12 protein-coding genes are annotated in these 16795 nt (G+C 55.3%); 5 read left to right on the forward strand and 7 right to left on the reverse strand.

The genetic code is table 11. From position 1 onward, the window contains the following. Positions 1 to 10 precede the first annotated feature (10 nt). Positions 11 to 964, forward strand: coding sequence for an ABC transporter substrate-binding protein (locus LK04_RS00415; RefSeq protein WP_039328406.1), 954 nt, complete (start codon positions 11 to 13; stop codon positions 962 to 964). 174 nt (positions 965 to 1138) lie between these two features. Here LK04_RS00415 and LK04_RS00420 read toward each other — a convergent pair whose 3' ends face one another. The 4 genes from LK04_RS00420 to LK04_RS00435 all read right to left on the reverse strand — a co-directional run bounded on the left by LK04_RS00420 (position 1139) and on the right by LK04_RS00435 (position 5772). Continuing rightward, positions 1139 to 2185 carry an AI-2E family transporter gene (locus LK04_RS00420; protein ID WP_039328407.1) on the reverse strand — a complete coding sequence of 349 codons (1047 nt, stop codon included), beginning with the start codon at positions 2183 to 2185 and terminating at the stop codon, positions 1139 to 1141. Between the two features lie 259 nt (positions 2186 to 2444). Further along, the gene (locus LK04_RS00425) at positions 2445 to 4094 is read right to left on the reverse strand and encodes an ABC transporter permease (protein WP_039328408.1); all 1650 of its coding nucleotides are present in this window, start codon (positions 4092 to 4094) and stop codon (positions 2445 to 2447) included. Positions 4095 to 4097: 3 nt separating this feature from the next. Continuing rightward, positions 4098 to 5084: an ABC transporter substrate-binding protein gene (locus LK04_RS00430; protein ID WP_197063303.1), complete on the reverse strand. Its 987-nt coding sequence runs from the start codon at positions 5082 to 5084 to the stop codon at positions 4098 to 4100. Continuing rightward, positions 5062 to 5772, reverse strand: a complete 711-nt coding sequence (locus LK04_RS00435; RefSeq protein WP_039328410.1) for an ABC transporter ATP-binding protein — start codon at positions 5770 to 5772, stop codon at positions 5062 to 5064. The genes LK04_RS00430 and LK04_RS00435 overlap by 23 nt, the downstream gene beginning before the upstream one ends. Before the next feature lie 356 nt (positions 5773 to 6128). Between LK04_RS00435 and LK04_RS00440 the strand changes: the two genes are divergently transcribed. Beyond that, positions 6129 to 7352, forward strand: coding sequence for an MFS transporter (locus LK04_RS00440; protein WP_039328412.1), 1224 nt, complete (start codon positions 6129 to 6131; stop codon positions 7350 to 7352). A 216-nt stretch (positions 7353 to 7568) separates the two neighbouring features. Here LK04_RS00440 and LK04_RS00445 read toward each other — a convergent pair whose 3' ends face one another. Next, positions 7569 to 8384, reverse strand: a complete 816-nt coding sequence (locus tag LK04_RS00445) for a TIM barrel protein (RefSeq protein ID WP_039328414.1) — start codon at positions 8382 to 8384, stop codon at positions 7569 to 7571. A gap of 413 nt (positions 8385 to 8797) precedes the next feature. Between LK04_RS00445 and LK04_RS00450 the strand changes: the two genes are divergently transcribed. Further along, on the forward strand, positions 8798 to 10303 hold the full coding sequence (locus LK04_RS00450; protein ID WP_039328415.1) for a CoA-acylating methylmalonate-semialdehyde dehydrogenase: 1506 nt from the start codon (positions 8798 to 8800) through the stop codon (positions 10301 to 10303). A 24-nt stretch (positions 10304 to 10327) separates the two neighbouring features. Further along, entirely contained in the window at positions 10328 to 11146 is an 819-nt protein-coding gene (gene iolB, locus LK04_RS00455) for a 5-deoxy-glucuronate isomerase (RefSeq protein WP_039328417.1), read from the forward strand. A gap of 121 nt (positions 11147 to 11267) precedes the next feature. Here the strand turns inward: iolB and LK04_RS00460 are convergent, their stop codons facing one another. Then, positions 11268 to 12113 (reverse strand): MurR/RpiR family transcriptional regulator, encoded by an 846-nt coding sequence (locus LK04_RS00460; RefSeq protein ID WP_039328419.1) that lies wholly within the window; start codon positions 12111 to 12113, stop codon positions 11268 to 11270. A 230-nt stretch (positions 12114 to 12343) separates the two neighbouring features. After that, positions 12344 to 14257 carry a bifunctional 5-dehydro-2-deoxygluconokinase/5-dehydro-2-deoxyphosphogluconate aldolase gene (locus LK04_RS00465; RefSeq protein WP_039328422.1) on the reverse strand — a complete coding sequence of 638 codons (1914 nt, stop codon included), beginning with the start codon at positions 14255 to 14257 and terminating at the stop codon, positions 12344 to 12346. Positions 14258 to 14806: 549 nt separating this feature from the next. On the opposite strand from LK04_RS00465, the gene iolD reads away from it, so the two are divergent. Continuing rightward, a complete protein-coding gene (iolD, locus tag LK04_RS00475) occupies positions 14807 to 16741 on the forward strand; it encodes a 3D-(3,5/4)-trihydroxycyclohexane-1,2-dione acylhydrolase (decyclizing) (RefSeq protein ID WP_039328425.1) in 1935 nt (644 codons plus the stop codon). Positions 16742 to 16795: the final 54 nt, after the last annotated feature.

A 16795-nucleotide genomic window follows, 5' to 3' on the forward strand; every position in this document is an offset into this window, starting at 1 on the left:
GAGTCTCTTCATGAAATGGCTGAAACCAACTGTTTCTGCGCTGCTGCTGTGCGCGTCATTTGCCAGCCAGGCGGCGCCAGATTTAACCAACGTCACCTTGGTGCTGGGCGATCAGGCGCGCAATTTACGCTCGCTGATTGAAGCCGCCGATGTGATGAAGGATGCCCCTTATCACTATCGTTGGGCCAACTTCCAGGGCGCGGCACCGCTGTTTGAAGCGCAGCGCGCCGGCGCGGTGGATACTTCCTACGCCGGAGATTTACCGGTGTTGATGGCGGCCTCTGGCGGCGTGCCGCTGAAGATTATTGCCACTAACGTGGGAGATGCCGGTTCGAATGGGCTGATCGTCCCAGCGGATTCACCGATCCATAGCGTGAAAGATCTGGCTGGAAAGGAAGTGGTGGTGTCATCGGCGCGTGGCAGCATTTCGCAGCATCTGCTGTATGAAGCGCTGGAAGAGGCGCAGATAAAACGCGATGCGGTGCCGGTTCGTTTTGTGTTGCCGACCGACGCCAGCGCCGCATTTAACTCCGGGCAAATCGCCGCCTGGGCCACCTTTGACCCTTATCTGGGCATTGCAGAACAGCACGGTGCGCGTTTATTGCGTGACGGTAAAGGCTTAACCACCGCACTGTCATTTGTCACCGCCACCCAAAGTTCGCTCGACGACCCCGCTAAGCGCGCGGCGATTGCTGATTTCACGCAGCGTTTAGCCAAGGCGCGTGCGTGGGCGCTGGAACATCCACAGCAGTACAATGCGGTGTATGCACAATTGACGCGGCTCTCACCGGAGGATGCGCAGAAAATAACGCCGCGTATTTCCCACGGTATCCGCCCGGTGACACCGGAGGATGTGGCGAAAGTGCAGAAGGTGTCGGATTTGTTTAGTGAGTTGAAGATTCTGCCCAATAAAGTCGATGTGCAGGCGATTACGGATAACAGCGTGTTTGTTTCTCAGCCTTGAACATGCGCGAGAAATACGCATGTTAGTGCGTAATGCTTGTCAGTAAAGCGGCTGACGGTCGCCATGAATGGCGACCCTGCAAGAATGGGTAGGGTTTATCGTAGGGTGCGCATTTATGCGCACCAGCATAAATATTTTTGGCTTAGGTAAGCGGTATTGCGCGATTTCATTCGATTAACGCGGTCGCGATCCCGGCCGTCCGTTGCCCAACATAATGGCCAAACGGCTGCCGCCCGGTGTGGTCTCCATTAAAATCTTGGTGACGCTGGTCAGGGGAACCGACAGCAACATCCCTATCGGCCCGAGTAGCCAGCCCCAGAAAATCAGTGACAGAAACACCACCAACGTCGAAAGCCCTAATCCGCGCCCCATCAGCTTCGGCTCCAGCATATTGCCAAACACCATGTGAATCGCACCAAATAACGCCGCAACAAATAGCGCATCGTAAACACCGTTGAGCACCAGTGCCTGAACAAACGGCGGGATGCCCGCGATAATCGGTCCGATGTTGGGAATGAAGTTAAGGATAAAGGCGACGACGCCCCAGAACAGCGCAAACTTCACGCCAATCAACGCCAGCACCAGCCACACGGCAGCACCGGTAATCAAACTGACCAGGGTTTTCAGAGCCAGATAATGTGTGACGCCTTTGAAGGCCTTATGCAGCCCGGCAATGCGGATTTGCGGGTTAATCATGGCATTACGCATCTTATAAGGCAGATGACGCACCTCAAACAGCATAAATACCACGGTAAGGATCAGCAGAAGCACATTGGTCATGGCACCGGAAAACTGCTTCAACAGCGTGGTGGCCATATCCATCATCACATTGGGATCGAGCCGTGCAGCCAGCGCTTCGGTAGAGATATTGATATGAAAGCGCGCGGCAACATGCTGAACCACGGCGAGTTTCTGCTCCAGCAAGCTACGAATTTGCGGATAGGTATCGCTGAAGTCACTGGCTGAACTGGCCATCACACCAATCAGTAGCAATATGAAGATGAAAATCACGCTAATCACCAGGGCGATCGCCAGGCTGCGCCGCACGCCGCGTCGCATCAACAGGGTCACCAGCGGGTTAAGCACAATCGCCAGAAAACTGGCGAGCAGAAAGGGAACCAGAATCTCTGATGCGGCGCGAATGCCCGCCAGAATGATCACCAGCATCGCCATCTTGACCAGCATGTTCTGGCCAATTTTTTCCTGTGGCAGGTTGTTCATGCACTCTCCTGAGTCATTTATGGCTCAGGAGAGTGTAGTTGAATGAGAGTAAGTGGTTGTTTAATTAAGAATAAGCGAAACGCTGCATTGCGGTCCTCAACCAGGTGCGCATAAATGCATCATCAAATTCTGTGCGGTTTATTGCCAGGTGCGCATAAATGCGTCATCAAATCCTGTGCGGTTTGCTGCCAGGTGCGCATAAATGCGCACCCTACGGGGGGATTAAATGTAGGGGCGCCATTTATGGCGACCAAGGTTGTTATTTCCCCTGACGCTGCATCAGAGCGGTAGCGCCCAGCATCAAGGTCAGGCTGGCAAACAGCGTGACGGTTGCCATCGCCATGCCTTGGCCTACTGAACCTTGTTCAAACTGCCGCCAGATAAAAATCGCCACGGTCTGCGTGCCAGCGGGCGCCAGTAGTAACGAGGTCACCAGCTCACGTGAAGCTACCGCGAACACCATCATCATCGCTGCCAGCAGGCTGGGAGCCACCAGCGGTAGCACAATCAAACGCAGTGCCTGCAAACGTGAAGCGCCATGCACACGCGCCGCCGGTTCCAGCGTCGGAGCCAGTTGACGCAACGCGCTACTGACATAGCGCACTGGCCATGGCAATAACAGGCAGCTGTAGGAAAGCAGCAGGATAAATATCGTGTTGTAAGGCGATACCGGCCAGAAGCCGCGATTCCACAGCAAAATCAACCCAACGCCGACTACCACGCCCGGCATTGCCGCCGGCAGTAGCGCCAGCCCATCCATCATTGCCAGCAGGCGCGTTTTGCCTTCTGAGACGCGCCAGGCAATCAGGAACCCGAGCAGGCCGGTCAGCAGTGCCGCCCCGAGCGCTAGCCCAATGCTGGTGGAGAAAGCCGCCAGTGCATCGCCTTGCTGACTAAACAGCGCACCGAAGTGGCGCAGCGTCAGGTTATCCAGATGCAAGCCGCCGGAGAGGGTATTCTGTAATCCGCTCAGCGTCATTGCCCCCAGCGGCAGGATCACCGCCAACACCAGCGTCAGTGCGAAGGGCAATATCATCAGCGGTAACCAGCGACCGCCATGGGCGAGTTCCTGCACCACGGGTTTGCCGTTGACCGCTGTCACATCACTGCTGCCAGTGAGTTTCCGCTGCAGGAACCAGGCCGTCAGCGCCACCAAACTCAGCATCAAGGAGAGTGAAGCGGCACCCGGTAAATCAATCGGCCAGTCCGCCAGTTTGGTCTCGATACCGACGGTCATTAGCGTGAGATGTGCCTGGGTACCCAGCGCGGCGGGCACGCCGTACTCTTCAATCGCGAGGGTGAACGCTAATAGCACGCCACCGGCCAAAGCGGGCAAGGTCAGTGGCAGCGTAATCTGAGCGAAAGCGCGCCACGCCGAAGCCCCATGCACGCGAGCAACCCAGGCGAGACGCTGCCCACTCGCCATCAGCGAACGCGACACGGCAAAATAGACCACCGGGAAGATATTCAGCGTCATCACCAGCGTCATGCCGCTACTGCTGAACAGCAGGCTGTCAAAGTTAACGCCGGTGAGTTGTTCGATATACCCGTTGCGTTGCAGTGCCAGCGTCCATGACAGCGCCACGATATAGGGTGGGGTGAGGAAGGGGATCAGGAACAGCAGGTCCCACAGCGCCGCACCCGGCAGGCGAAACAGGCCGCGCAGTGCGCCGAGCGGTAAGCCCAGCAGCAAACTGCACAGCGCGACGCCAGCACCGATTTTTAGCGTGCCCAGCCACATCGGCATCAGCTGTGGATCCTTGAATAGCGCCGGTAATGCACTAAAAGCGCCGCTCCAGTTTCCCTCACCCAGCTGCGGAAACAGCGCTTGCAGCACAATAAACAGCAGTGGCAGCGCCACCAGCAGCACTAGCGCCAGTAGAATCAATCCATTCAGGGCACGCGACATAGCTTACTGTCCGAACAGTGTGCCAAAGCGCTTTAGCACCGCCGCACGTTCGCTGCTACCGTCGTTATTGGCGGGCAGCAGTTTGATCTCGGTGAACAGCGGACGCTGCGCTTTGATATCGGTACGCGCGGGCATCAACCAGGCTTTGGCAACCTGCTCCTGACCTTCATCTGACAGCACATAATCGACGAATTTTTTCGCATCATCGGCGTGTTGGCTGCTTTTCAGTATCATCATCGGACGCGGCGCGACCACGGTGCCATTTTCAGGGAAGATCACTTTTACGCTCTCGCCCTGCGCGATGTTGTTATAGGTAACGTAATCCACGGCCCCAAAAACCGCCGCTTTAGCCCCCTGCAACACCGGCGTGACCGCCTGCGCGTTTGGGCCACTCATCACCATGCCGTTGGCTTTCAGCTGGTCAAACAGCTGCCAGGCTTTTTCACCTTCGCTGTTTTGCAGGCCAATCAGCAGATCGAGAGACGCGCCAGACAGCGCGGGGTCCGGCGTAGTGACTTTGTCTTTGAAAGCCGGTGCGGTCAGGTCTTGCCAGGTTTTAGGTTCAGGCGTGCCGCTTTTGGTGTTCCACACAATACCGAGGGCGGAAATACCCTGCGCCACGTAGTTGGCGGTTTTAAATTGATCCGGCACTTTCGTCGCGTTGCTGCTCTGATATGGCAGCAACCAGCCACGGTTTTGCAGATCTTCGGCGGTATCCCATGACGCGGAGATCAACACATCGGCTTGTGGATTCGCCTGCTCCGCTTCGAGACGCGCCATCACCTTACCGGTGGTGGCCTGGAAAATATTCACTTTTATACCGGTTTGTTTTTCAAATCCGGCGGCAAGACTTTTCGACAGCGAGCCCGGACCCGCGGTGTACACCGTCAGTGCGTGGGCGTCATTCATCATCATGGCGGAAGTCAAAATCATCGCGCTGATGGCTCCTTTGTGGCTGATGGCGTTTTTAACTGACTTGAGAGATGGCATTGCGGTCCCCTGAGAGGTGAGTAACGGAAACAATCTGGCCCTGAGCCAGGTGAATAATGCGGTCGGCGAGCGTGTTGGCTTCTTCGCGATCATGCGTGACGTACACCGCCGTAATGCCCGACGCGCGCAGCAGATCCGCCATGGTGTGCACCAGGGTTTCGCGCAGGTCGCGGTCAAGGTTGGAGAGCGGTTCGTCGAACAGTAAAATCGCGGGTTTGGCCACCAGGGCGCGGGCCAGGGCGACACGCTGCTGCTGTCCGCCTGAGAGCAACGCCGGTTTACGATCGCCGAAATCGGCGAGACCGACCTGCGCGAGCGCGGCATCGGCCTGTTGCTGGGCGGCGGCTTTTTTCATTCCGCGCATGCGCAGCGGAAACGCCACGTTCTGCACCACGGTCATGTGCGGCCACAGAGCGTAATCCTGGAACACCATACCGAGGTTACGCATTTCCGGGGCATCACAGTGACGCGCAGAAGCAACACAGCGATCGCCAATCCACAGCTCGCCTGCGGTGGGTTGCAGCAAGCCCGCCAGCAGTTTCAATAACGTGCTTTTGCCGCAGCCGCTCGGGCCGAGCAGCGCAAGAATTTCCCCTGCGGGAATGGTCAGGGAGAGATCGTGCAGAATAGTCAGGTTGTTCACCGACCATCTAAGGCTTTTCAGTTCGATAGGCACGGCATGCTTCACAGACCACCTCCGGTCAAGGAGTGGCACGGGAGCACGCGCGCCTGACAGCAAATCAGGGGCGTCATAACATTTCCTTAATACCCTAAATAATTCTCGTTGTAGCAAGGCGGCAAGAGTGTGAATTCCCCTGAGCTTACTCAAGTAAGTGATGGGGATGAGCACACGCAGCCAACGCTGCTTCAACGTGAAGAATGACGGGTATATCCTCTTTGGGATTTCGTTGGTGGCGAGTGTAAGGGGGCGTTATGACGAAATGATGACCAAAAATTAGGGCGTTCTGCGGATGCACCGCGCGTGAAAAGGCGTATAGTTAGTCTCCTATACAAAAATTCCGTCACCCACGAGCGCAATCACTCATGCCTGACCAGCCTGCCGCCGCCCCTGAACACGGCCGACTTCGCCTGAATCTCCTGATCCTCTCTATCGTCAAATTCAACTTTGCCAGCTATCTGACTATCGGCTTGCCGTTAGCCGTGCTGCCCGGCTATGTCCATGATGGATTGGGCTACAGCGCCTTCTGGGCAGGGCTGGTTATCAGCCTGCAATACATTGCCACGCTGCTGAGCCGTCCTCATGCCGGTCGATATGCGGATATGTGGGGGCCAAAAAAAGTAGTGGTACTGGGATTGGTGGGCTGCTTGATCAGCGGCATCTGTATTTTGCTCTCCGCGCTCACTGAAGGTCAGGGCGTGCTCAGTCTGATTTTGCTCTGTCTGGGGCGTGTGATCCTCGGCGTCGGGCAGAGCTTCTCCGGCACCGGCACCTCATTGTGGGGCGTGGCGCGCGTGGGCTCGCTGCACATTGGCCGGGTGATTTCGTGGAACGGCATCGTGACTTACGGCGCGATGGCGATTGGTGCACCACTTGGCGTAGTGATCTTCCGCAGCGGCGGTTTGCTGCTGCTATCTGGCATTATTATTGCCATCTGTGTGCTGGCAATTGCGCTGGCTCTGCCGCGTGCGCCGGTCAAAGGCAGCAAAGCCAAACCGCTGCCGTTTCGCGATGTGCTGGGGAAAATCTACGGTTTTGGCCTGATTCTGGCGATGGGTTCGGCGGGCTTTGGCGTGATCGCCACCTTTATCACTCTGTTTTATCAGGATAAAGGCTGGGATGGTGCCGCCTTTGCACTGACGTTGTTCAGCGCGGCCTTTGTCGGCACGCGGCTGCTTTTCCCCAACTCAATTAACAAGCTCGGTGGCCTGCGCGTGGCCAGTATCTGCTTTGCGGTGGAAGCGGTGGGGCTGTTTTTGGTGGCTGGGTCCTTCGATCCCTGGATGGCGAAGATGGGTGCCTTCCTGACAGGCGCGGGTTTCTCGCTGGTGTTCCCGGCGATTGGCGTGGTGGCGGTGAAAGTGGTGCCGCAGCAAAACCAAGGCAGCGCACTGGCGACCTACACCGCGTTTATGGATTTGTCGCTGGGTATCACCGGACCGATCGCGGGTTTCATCATGAGTTATGCCGGCGTGTCTCTGGTGTATCTGCTGACCGCGTTGCTGGTGTGTTTAGCGCTGTTTTGCACACTGCGCATGATGAAGCGCATGCCAGAAGAGACCCGCGTGGAGATTAAAGAGAATGCGTAATGTTATGTGACATCTCAGGCATACCCTAAATAGTTTAAGTCAGAGCAAGGCGGCAAGCGGGCGAATCCTCAGGAGCTTACGCCTGTAAGTGACTGGGGTGAGCACGAGAAGCCAACGCCGCTATGGCTTAAAATATGACGGGTATGAAAAAAGGGCCTCCGACCGAGGCCAACACTAACAAAAGTGTCTTGTTTTAGACACAGATAAGGGTTCGTTTCAGGCTTGCAGCAACTCAATGCTGCGGCGAATTTCGCGTTCTATCTCTTTCGCGCCCCATTTTTCCAGCTCAGACGAGAACGGCTCAAATGCATAGATGCCTTTGTAGCCGAGCATCTCCAGGCGTTTCACCTGCGCCACGCTGTTCAGCACATCGCTGTCGCTGAGCATAATGCGTTCTTCATCGGTCAACTCTGCTGTTGGGCGGGTATCCTCCACGCCAGAGAGATGCACCAGACCAATACGGTTTACGTCAATTTCCTGCGGAAATTCTTGTTCAGCGTTCTCATACAAATGATGATGGAACGTATCCAGCAGCAGTTTGAACGGCACCTCTGCCTGGGCGATTAATTTCTGTGTCAGTACCGCAGAACGCAGCGAACTCACCGGGAAACCCAAGGGTTCCACGTAGCCTTGAATGCCATATTCAGCAAACAGCGGCGCCAGCTTTTGCATCGCTTCCTGTGTCTGTTCCGGCGAAATCGCGATGCCTTCATTCAATGGGCACATCACCAGCGCTTTAGCGCCAATGGCTTTCGCCTCTTGCAACAGGGCCGTGGCTTTCGCCAGTAACGCTTCATCAGGACGGTTGAACGGATAAAGCGCGTTAATGGTCTCGATCTCAATATGGTACTTGTCCGCCAACGCCCGCAGTTGGGATGCGCTCAGGTCGTCGGTGACTTTGCCGCCAGTCATGTCATTGCGCAGCTCGACTTTGCTCAATCCCAGACGTTGTACCAACTGGAAGAAGGCCTCAATCGAGAGGGCCGGCGCAATTTTACGGTTGATACAGAAACGGGTTGGATCGATGGCCATATTCGGCTCCTGTAAGAGTATGCGGGTAAGATGCTGCAAAGAGAACATTTATTTCATTGTTAGTGAATTATGAAATATCAGATATTGGATCTCCCTCGCAAAAATTTCATATTTCGTTTCGCGTAGTATCAGGCTGGCGTGATTTCGGGGGAATCAGTGTTGTCACAGAGGGTTAGCATTCGCGGAGGAGTCGGTGGGCTTAGCGCCTGTGGAACAGGGTTTGCGCCCGTATGGCAGCGTAGAGAGAAAAAATGCGATCCATGCCGCTAAAAGGAAATTTTCCAAAAAGAAGTATTTGAAAAATTTATTTCATTGTAATAGCTTCATAGCACGCTTTTCGTATTGCCTGATCAGGTGGCGTTGCGGTGTTAATCGACTGCCTGCAGGGAACTTCACATCAAAGAGGCAACGACATGACTATCGTAGGAAACTTTATCGGCGGCAAGATTACCCACAGCGCCAGCAATGAAACTATTCCGGTATACGATCCGGCCACCGGCAAAGTAGTGCGTGAACTCACCCAGAGCACCTCTGCTGAAGTCGAAAAAGCGATTGAAATCGCTCACGCTGCGTTCCCTGAATGGTCGAAAACTGCGCCGCTGCGTCGTGCCCGCGTGATGTTCAACTTCAAAGCGTTGATGGAAAAACACCGTGATGAGCTGGCTGCGCTGATTGTCTCTGAGCACGGAAAAGTGTGGTCAGATGCGCTAGGCGAGCTGACGCGCGGTATCGAAGTCATCGAGTTTGCCTGCGGTATTCCGCACCTGATCAAAGGTGAGAACTCCCCAAGCGTGGGAACGGGTGTTGACAGCTACTCGCTGATGCAGCCGGTGGGCGTCGTCGCCGGTATCACCCCATTCAACTTCCCGGCAATGGTGCCATTGTGGATGTTCCCTATCGCACTGGCCTGCGGTAACACCTTTATCCTGAAGCCACCGGCGCTGGACCCATCAGCCTCTGTACGTATGGCGGAACTGCTGAAAGAAGCGGGCCTGCCAGATGGCGTGTTCAACGTGGTGCACTCTTCCAACGAAGATGCCGAACAGCTGTACAAAGATCCGCGCATTGCAGCGGTGAGCTTCGTCGGTTCTTCCGGTGTGGCTGAGCACATCTACAAAACCGCCAGCGCCCACGGCAAACGTGTTCAGGCGTTTGGTGCGGCGAAAAACCACGCTATCGTGATGCCAGATGCCGATCTGGATGCCACCGTGAATGCCATTATGGGCGGCGCGTTTGGCTCAGCTGGCGAACGCTGCATGGCGTTGCCTGTAGTGGTTGCCGTAGGCAACGACACTGCAGACAAACTGATCGCGCGTTTAACGCCGCTGATCAAAGCGTTGCGCGTGGGTCCTGGCATCCAGAAAGGGGCTGAAGAGAACGAAATGGGGCCGGTGGTTTCTGCGGCGCACCAGAAGAAAGTGCTGGGCTACATCGACAAAGGTGAAGCTGAAGGCGCGAAACTGGTGGTGGATGGCCGTGGTATCAAAGTGGCTGGCCATGAAGAAGGTTACTACGTTGGCGGTACCCTGTTTGATAACGTGACGCCTGACATGGTGATCTGGCGCGAAGAGATCTTCGGACCGGTGTTGAGCATCATGCGTGCGACGGATTTCGATAGCGCACTGAAGCTGGTGAATAGCCATGAATTCGGTAACGGCAGCGCGATCTTCACCAGCAACGGCCATACTGCACGTGAATTCGTCCAGAACGTGGAAGCGGGCATGGTGGGTGTCAACGTACCGGTGCCGGTGCCAATGGCCTTCCACAGCTTCGGCGGCTGGAAACGTTCGGTGTTTGGTGCCCTGAATGTGCATGGTCCAGATGGTGTGCGCTTCTACACCCGCATGAAAACGGCGACTGTGCGTTGGCCGAGCGGTCAGCAAACGGTTTCTGAGTTCAGCATGCCAACGCTGGGCTAATCTCGCGCAAACAGGAGGAAGAGGATGTCTCTGATTTCGAAAGTGCAGCAGCCAGACAGCAACGGTCGTATTCAGCATGTGACGCCTGAAAGTGCAGGCTGGGAGTACGTCGGTTTTGATGCCTATCTGCTGAAGAAGGGCCAAAGCCTGAAACTGAGCAGTGGCGATAAGGAGCTGTGCCTGGTGCTGGTGGCCGGATTCGCGTCGGTGAAAACCCGTCACGCGGAGTTCCCGAACCTCGGCAAACGTCTGTCACCGTTCGAGCGTATTCCGCCTTACTCAGTTTACGTGCCGCACAACGATGAAGTGGAAGTCTACGCGGATAGCGATCTGGAGCTGGCTGTCTGTAATGCACCGAGCAAGGGTAACCTACCGGCGCGCTTGATTGCGCCGGAAGATGTCGGTGTGGAGCATCGTGGCAAAGGGCGCAACCAGCGCCTGGTGCACAACATTCTGCCGGACAACAAAGAAGCCGATAGTTTGCTGGTGGTGGAAGTGTATACCGACGAGGGTGCGACCAGTTCGTACCCGAGCCATAAGCATGACCAGAAAACCAGCCCGGACGAAACCTATCTGGAAGAGACCTATTATCACCGTTTCGATCCAGAACCCGGCTTCGCCATGCAGCGCGTTTACACCGACGACCGTTCACTTGATGAGTGCATGGCGCCGTATAACCGCGACGTCGTGACCGTGCCGCGTGGCTATCACCCGGTGGCCACTATCGCGGGGTACGATAACTACTATCTGAACGTGATGGCCGGTCCGGTGCGTCTGTGGAAATTTACCTGGGAGAAAGATCACGCCTGGGTGAACAGCGACCAGTATCCGCGCAGCAAGTAACCTGCTCGTTGTGCCGTTTCCGTGGGTGCGCATTGATGCGCACCAGGCAGACACAGTATGACGCAGATGTAAAAAGGGCAGCCAAATGGCTGCCCTTTTGTATGCATCACGCCCGGCTAAGTCACTCGCCGGTAGTGGTGTTATTCAGCGCTAAAGAGACGGCCAGCGTTTGCGCCAGGCAGAGAGAGGCAACCTGTGAACGGAAGCCATCCACCTGAGCTTCACGCACCACAAAGCACACATCGCTGAAGGCGGCGAGCGGGCTCACCTGGCTGTCGGTGATGGCGATGAGGTGTGCGCCACGTTTGGCACCCAGCTCGACTAATTCCACCGCTTCACGAGCATACGGGGAGTAGCTGATTGCAATCACCACGTCTTTTGGGTTCACCATGCTCAACTGCTCGGTAAACATGCCGCCGAGGCCGTCAATCAGGAAGGCTCTGCGCTCCAGATGGCGCAACGCATACACCAGATAAGATGCAACGCTAAATGAACGGCGCAGACCAATAATGTAGATGTTTTCCGCTTCATTAAGCATCTTCACGGCTTTATTCAGCTGGTCAGGATTCACCTGCATCGCCAACTGTTGCAATGCCTGGCTGTTCACCATGGTGAAGACGTTAAGGATTTCAACTGGGCTCTCAGGAGAGCTGGCGCTGTCGTCCGTGGCTGTCTGGCGGAACAGGCGTGCGCGCTCGGTGTAGTTCACGGTCTCTTCCATCAGATGCTGACGGAAAACCTGTTTCATTTCGTTGAAGCCGCTGAAGCCAAACGCATTGGCAAAGCGGATCAGCGTGGAGGGCGGCACATCAGCTTGTTGCGCGATAGAAGCCACGGTGTCGAAGGCGATACTGTTGCTGTTATCAAGAATATAACGAGCCACTTGCTTCAGGCGTTTACTCAGCGTCTCGTAGCGACGACGGATATCGTCCTGTAACAAGGTTAATTGGGTTGGATTATTGGTCATTACTTCGGCCCGCTAAAAAAGAAAATATGGCTGGATAATGAGCGCTATAGTACCAGATGGATGGAAAATTTCATTCGTTTGACGCTTTCGTGACGCTTATTTCATCGGTTTATGAAATGCCTCACAAAATAAGGTGGTTAATTACGGGAAGGTTGGGAAGCCAAAGAAGAGGCGGCTTTGCAGCCGCCTTCAGGCGCACCAAGGTGCGCCACTACCAAGATAACAACCTGTCAGCCGCGAGCTGCGCGCCAGTAGCCAATCAATCGCAGATAATTGCCTTTCACGGTTTCAATCAGCGCTTTGTCATCCAATTCGCCGTTCAGCCACTGGCGTGAAGGTTGACCAAAGATGGTGCGACCCACCGCAAAGCCTTTCACCCACGGTGCCTGTGCGGCGGCGGCGAAACCGGCTTTCAGTTTCTCTTCCGGCGCGTCGAGGCCGAGCAGCAAAATGCCGCGGCAGTGGGGATCGTTTTGTTCGATCAGCCCGCTGATTGACTGCCAGCTTTCCGCGGACAGCGGCGGCAATTTCCACCAGTCTGGCTGAATCCCGAGGCTGTAGAAGTGGCTCAGCATATCGTAATAGTAAGATTCATTACGGTCGGGATTACTCTCCGGCAGAATCACTTCCAGCAACAATTCGTGGCCGCTCTTATTACAGCCGTTCCACACATCGAGCACCAGTTCATCCTGCTCTTTACGCAGTTCGGCACTGTCGTGTGGATGGTAGAACACCAGACATTTCACCACGTGTTCTGCCGGCCAATCGACCAGCTGCGAACCGATATTACCGTGCTCCAAACGCAGTGGGCGGGAGCTTGGCAGTTCGATTGGGCGACCAATCCACCAGTTTTTGCCGGTAATCGCGTTCAGCGCCTTCTGACCGTAAGTGGTATCCGCGAGAATACCGCTCTTTTCATTCAAACCGGCTTCGTTTGCCGCTTCCTGCGCAGCTTGCAACAGCAGCACTTTCAGTTGCGGAATGAGATCTTCACTGACGCCAGCTTCACGGGCCATGTCAGCCAACTGCTTACGGTGGTCGAACGCGAACACATTCAGCTCTGGCCACTGCTGTTTACGCGTGGTGACGCGATGCAAATGGTTCAGACGCGCATCAAGATCGGGACGTTTCACGTCTTTATCGCGGCTAAGGAAATCGTCCAGCTCTTCTTTGGTTGGCATCGCTGGGGCGCAGCCATGGCGTGAAACCACCAAGGCACCACATGCGTTGGCGTAGCGGCAAGCCTGCTCCCAACTCTCGTCGTTCAGCCAGCCACGCAGCAGGCCTGACATAAAGGCATCACCGGCACCCAGTACGTTCAGAACTTCGACACGCACGCCGGTTTGCAGCCTGGTCTGTTCCCAGCTATCTGGAATATCGCCTTCAAACACCACGCAACCCAACGGACCGCGTTTGCACACCAGCGTCGCTTTGCTCGCCTTGCGCACATTTTTCAGCGCCGTCAGCGTATCGGTGCTGCCGCCCGCGATATGGAACTCTTCTTCCGTTCCTACCACCAAATCGAAATAGTGCAGCACTTCCTGCAGCTGTTTGGTCACTTCACCGGACTCAACGAAACGGGTCTCGCCATCACCCAGTGAAGTCAGCCCCCACAGCACGGGACGGTAATCAATATCCAGCGCGGTACGCAGCCCGTTGCGTTTGGCGATATCCAGCGCTTTCAGCACCGCAGCACGCGTTTGAGGATGTGACAGATGCGTACCCGTCACGGCCACGGCACGAGAAGAGGTGATAAATTCTTCATTAATGTCTTCCGGCACCAGGCCCATATCGGCGCAGTTGTCGCGGTAGAAAATCAGCGGGAAGGTGTCTTCATCCTTAATACCGAGGATCACCAGGCCGGTCAGGCGGTTTTTATCCGTAATCAGCCCGTCGGTGTTGCAACCGACACGCTGCAGTTCTTCACGCAGAAAACGGCCGTTGTGTTCATCCCCTACGCGCGCCAGCATCGCCGATTTCAGACCCTGAATCGCGGTGCCATATGCCACGTTGCCGGAGGAGCCGCCCAGATACTTATTGAAGCTGGTCATATCTTCCAGGCGTGATCCGATTTGCTGACCGTAGAGGTCGACGGCGATGCGTCCGATACAAATCACATCAAGCCGCTTCTGTTGTGTACTCATACCTATTGTTTCCTTCTGTGATAAGCAGACACTGCGGGCGAGGCCACCCTACATCGAGCGCTATGCTTCCGGGTTCTCAAGGTGCCTTATTGGCTTTGGTGGCAGTATGAGGAATAAAAATTCCAAATACAATATGAAATGAAACATCCATCGCGATTTTGTGAGCCAGGTAAAACTCTGATTGATGCGCTGTCTCGGTCGGTCATACAGCATGAGTTTCACGGATGCTCTGGCTTGTGAGCCAGGTCGCAGGAAAATGCCGTGAAATAAAGGAAGCTACTGAAGTGAAATGAAATTTCGTTATCCCGGTTAAATGGCAGCATGCTGTTCCACTTTCTTCCTTATCTTTACTCCCGTATCCCACGTTTCATCGCTGAATTTGATCTCCATCGCAAAATGAAATGTTTCTTCTGTAATCGTGTTTAATGAAAAAAATATTTGTTTATAATCGCCACACGTTTCACTTATCCGCGGGCGCCATTTACGGCAGCGAAACCCGAACCGCGTTGTACTCATCACCTGGGTACCAGCATGTAAAGGAAGAAGCATATGGGCACAATCAGACTTACCACGGCACAGGCGCTGGTGAAATTCCTTGATAATCAGTACCTGAACGTAGATGGCGTTGAAACCAAGTTTGTGAAAGGCATTTTCGCCATTTTCGGTCACGGCAATGTGCTGGGACTCGGACAGGCGCTGGAGCAAGACAGCGGCGATCTGGTGGTACATCAGGGCCGAAATGAGCAGGGCATGGCCCACGCGGCGATTGGTTTTGCCAAGCAATCACTGCGTCGTCAGATCATTGCCTGTACCTCATCGGTAGGACCGGGTGCCGCGAACATGATCACCGCCGCCGCTACCGCAACGGCTAACCGCATTCCTTTACTGCTGCTGCCTGGCGATGTGTTTGCCACGCGCCAGCCTGATCCGGTGTTGCAGCAGATTGAACAGAGTCACGATCTCAGCATCAGCACCAACGACGCCTTCCGTGCCGTAAGCAAATACTGGGACCGCGTCAGTCGTCCTGAACAGCTGATGACCGCCTGTATCAACGCCTTACGTGTACTGACCGATCCTGCTGAAACCGGCGCGGTGACCATCGCCTTGCCTCAGGATGTACAGGGTGAAGCCTGGGACTTCCCGGAATATTTCTTCCAGAAGCGCGTACACCGTCTGGACCGTCGCTTACCGACGGCTGCCCAGTTGGAAGATGCGCTGGCGTTAATTGCACGTAAGCACAAGCCGCTGATTATTGTCGGTGGTGGCCTGAAATATTCAGATGCGGGTGACGCGCTGCTGAAATTTGCCGAGCGCTTTAACATTCCGTTCGCAGAGACGCAGGCGGGGAAAGGCACCATCGTATCTGATCATCCGTTGAATGTGGGTGGAGTGGGTGAAACCGGCTGTCTGGCGGCTAACCTGCTGGCGAAAGAGGCCGACTTAGTTATCGGTATCGGTACGCGCTACACCGATTTCACCACGGCATCGAAATGGATTTTCCAGAATCCAGAGGTGAGCTATCTAAACCTCAACGTCAGCAACTTTGACAGCTACAAACTGGATGCCGTGCAGCTGCTGGCCGATGCGCGCGAAGGTCTGACGGCACTGGAAAGTGGTCTGAAAGGCTTCGAAAACCATTGGGGCGGTCAAATTGACCAGGCGCAGAGCAAGCTGTTGAAAGAGACGCAGCGCGTGTATGCCGCCACCTATAACACGGATGATTTCATTCCTGAAATCGCCGACCACGCTGACCGTGAAGCGCTGTTTGCTGAGTTCGAGCGCCTGACCCAGTCGGTGCTGACGCAGAGTAGCGTGCTGGGCACCTTAAACGAGCAGCTCCCAAAGGATGCAGTGATTGTGGCGGCAGCGGGCAGTCTGCCGGGCGACCTGCAGCGCGTGTGGCGCACCAAAGATTACAACTCGTACCACGTTGAGTATGGCTACTCGTGCATGGGTTATGAAGTCAACGCTGCACTGGGCGTGAAGCTGGCGCAGCCGCAGCGTGAAGTCTACGTGATGGTGGGTGATGGCTCCTTCATGATGTTGCACTCCGAGCTGGTGACCTCAATCCAGGAAGGCGCAAAAATCAACGTGGTGCTGCTGGATAACATGACCAACGGTTGTATCAACAACCTGCAGATGGAACACGGCATGGACAGCTTCACCACCGAGTTCCGCTTCCGTAACCCGGAAGGTGGCAAGCTGGACGGCGGTTTTGTCCCGGTAGACTTCGCCGCAATCGCGGGCGGTTACGGCTGCAAAACCTATCGCATCACCACGCTGGCGCAGTTAGAAGCCGCCTTGATTGATGCGCAGAAACAAACCGTTTCAGTGCTGTTCGACATCAAAGTGCTGCCAAAAACCATGGTGCACAAATACTTCAGCTGGTGGCACGTGGGTGTGGCGCAAACCTCCACCTCCGAGCGTACGCAGGAAGTGGCAGACAAGCTTAACGTGCACATCCAACAAGCACGTAAGTACTAATACCCTTTAGGCCGGCGTCCGTCGGCCTTGTTTTACTCTCTATATCCGACTCTA

Origin of the sequence: Pantoea vagans, assembly GCF_001506165.1 — a bacterium.
GTDB classification, from domain to species: Bacteria; Pseudomonadota; Gammaproteobacteria; order Enterobacterales; family Enterobacteriaceae; genus Pantoea; species Pantoea vagans_C.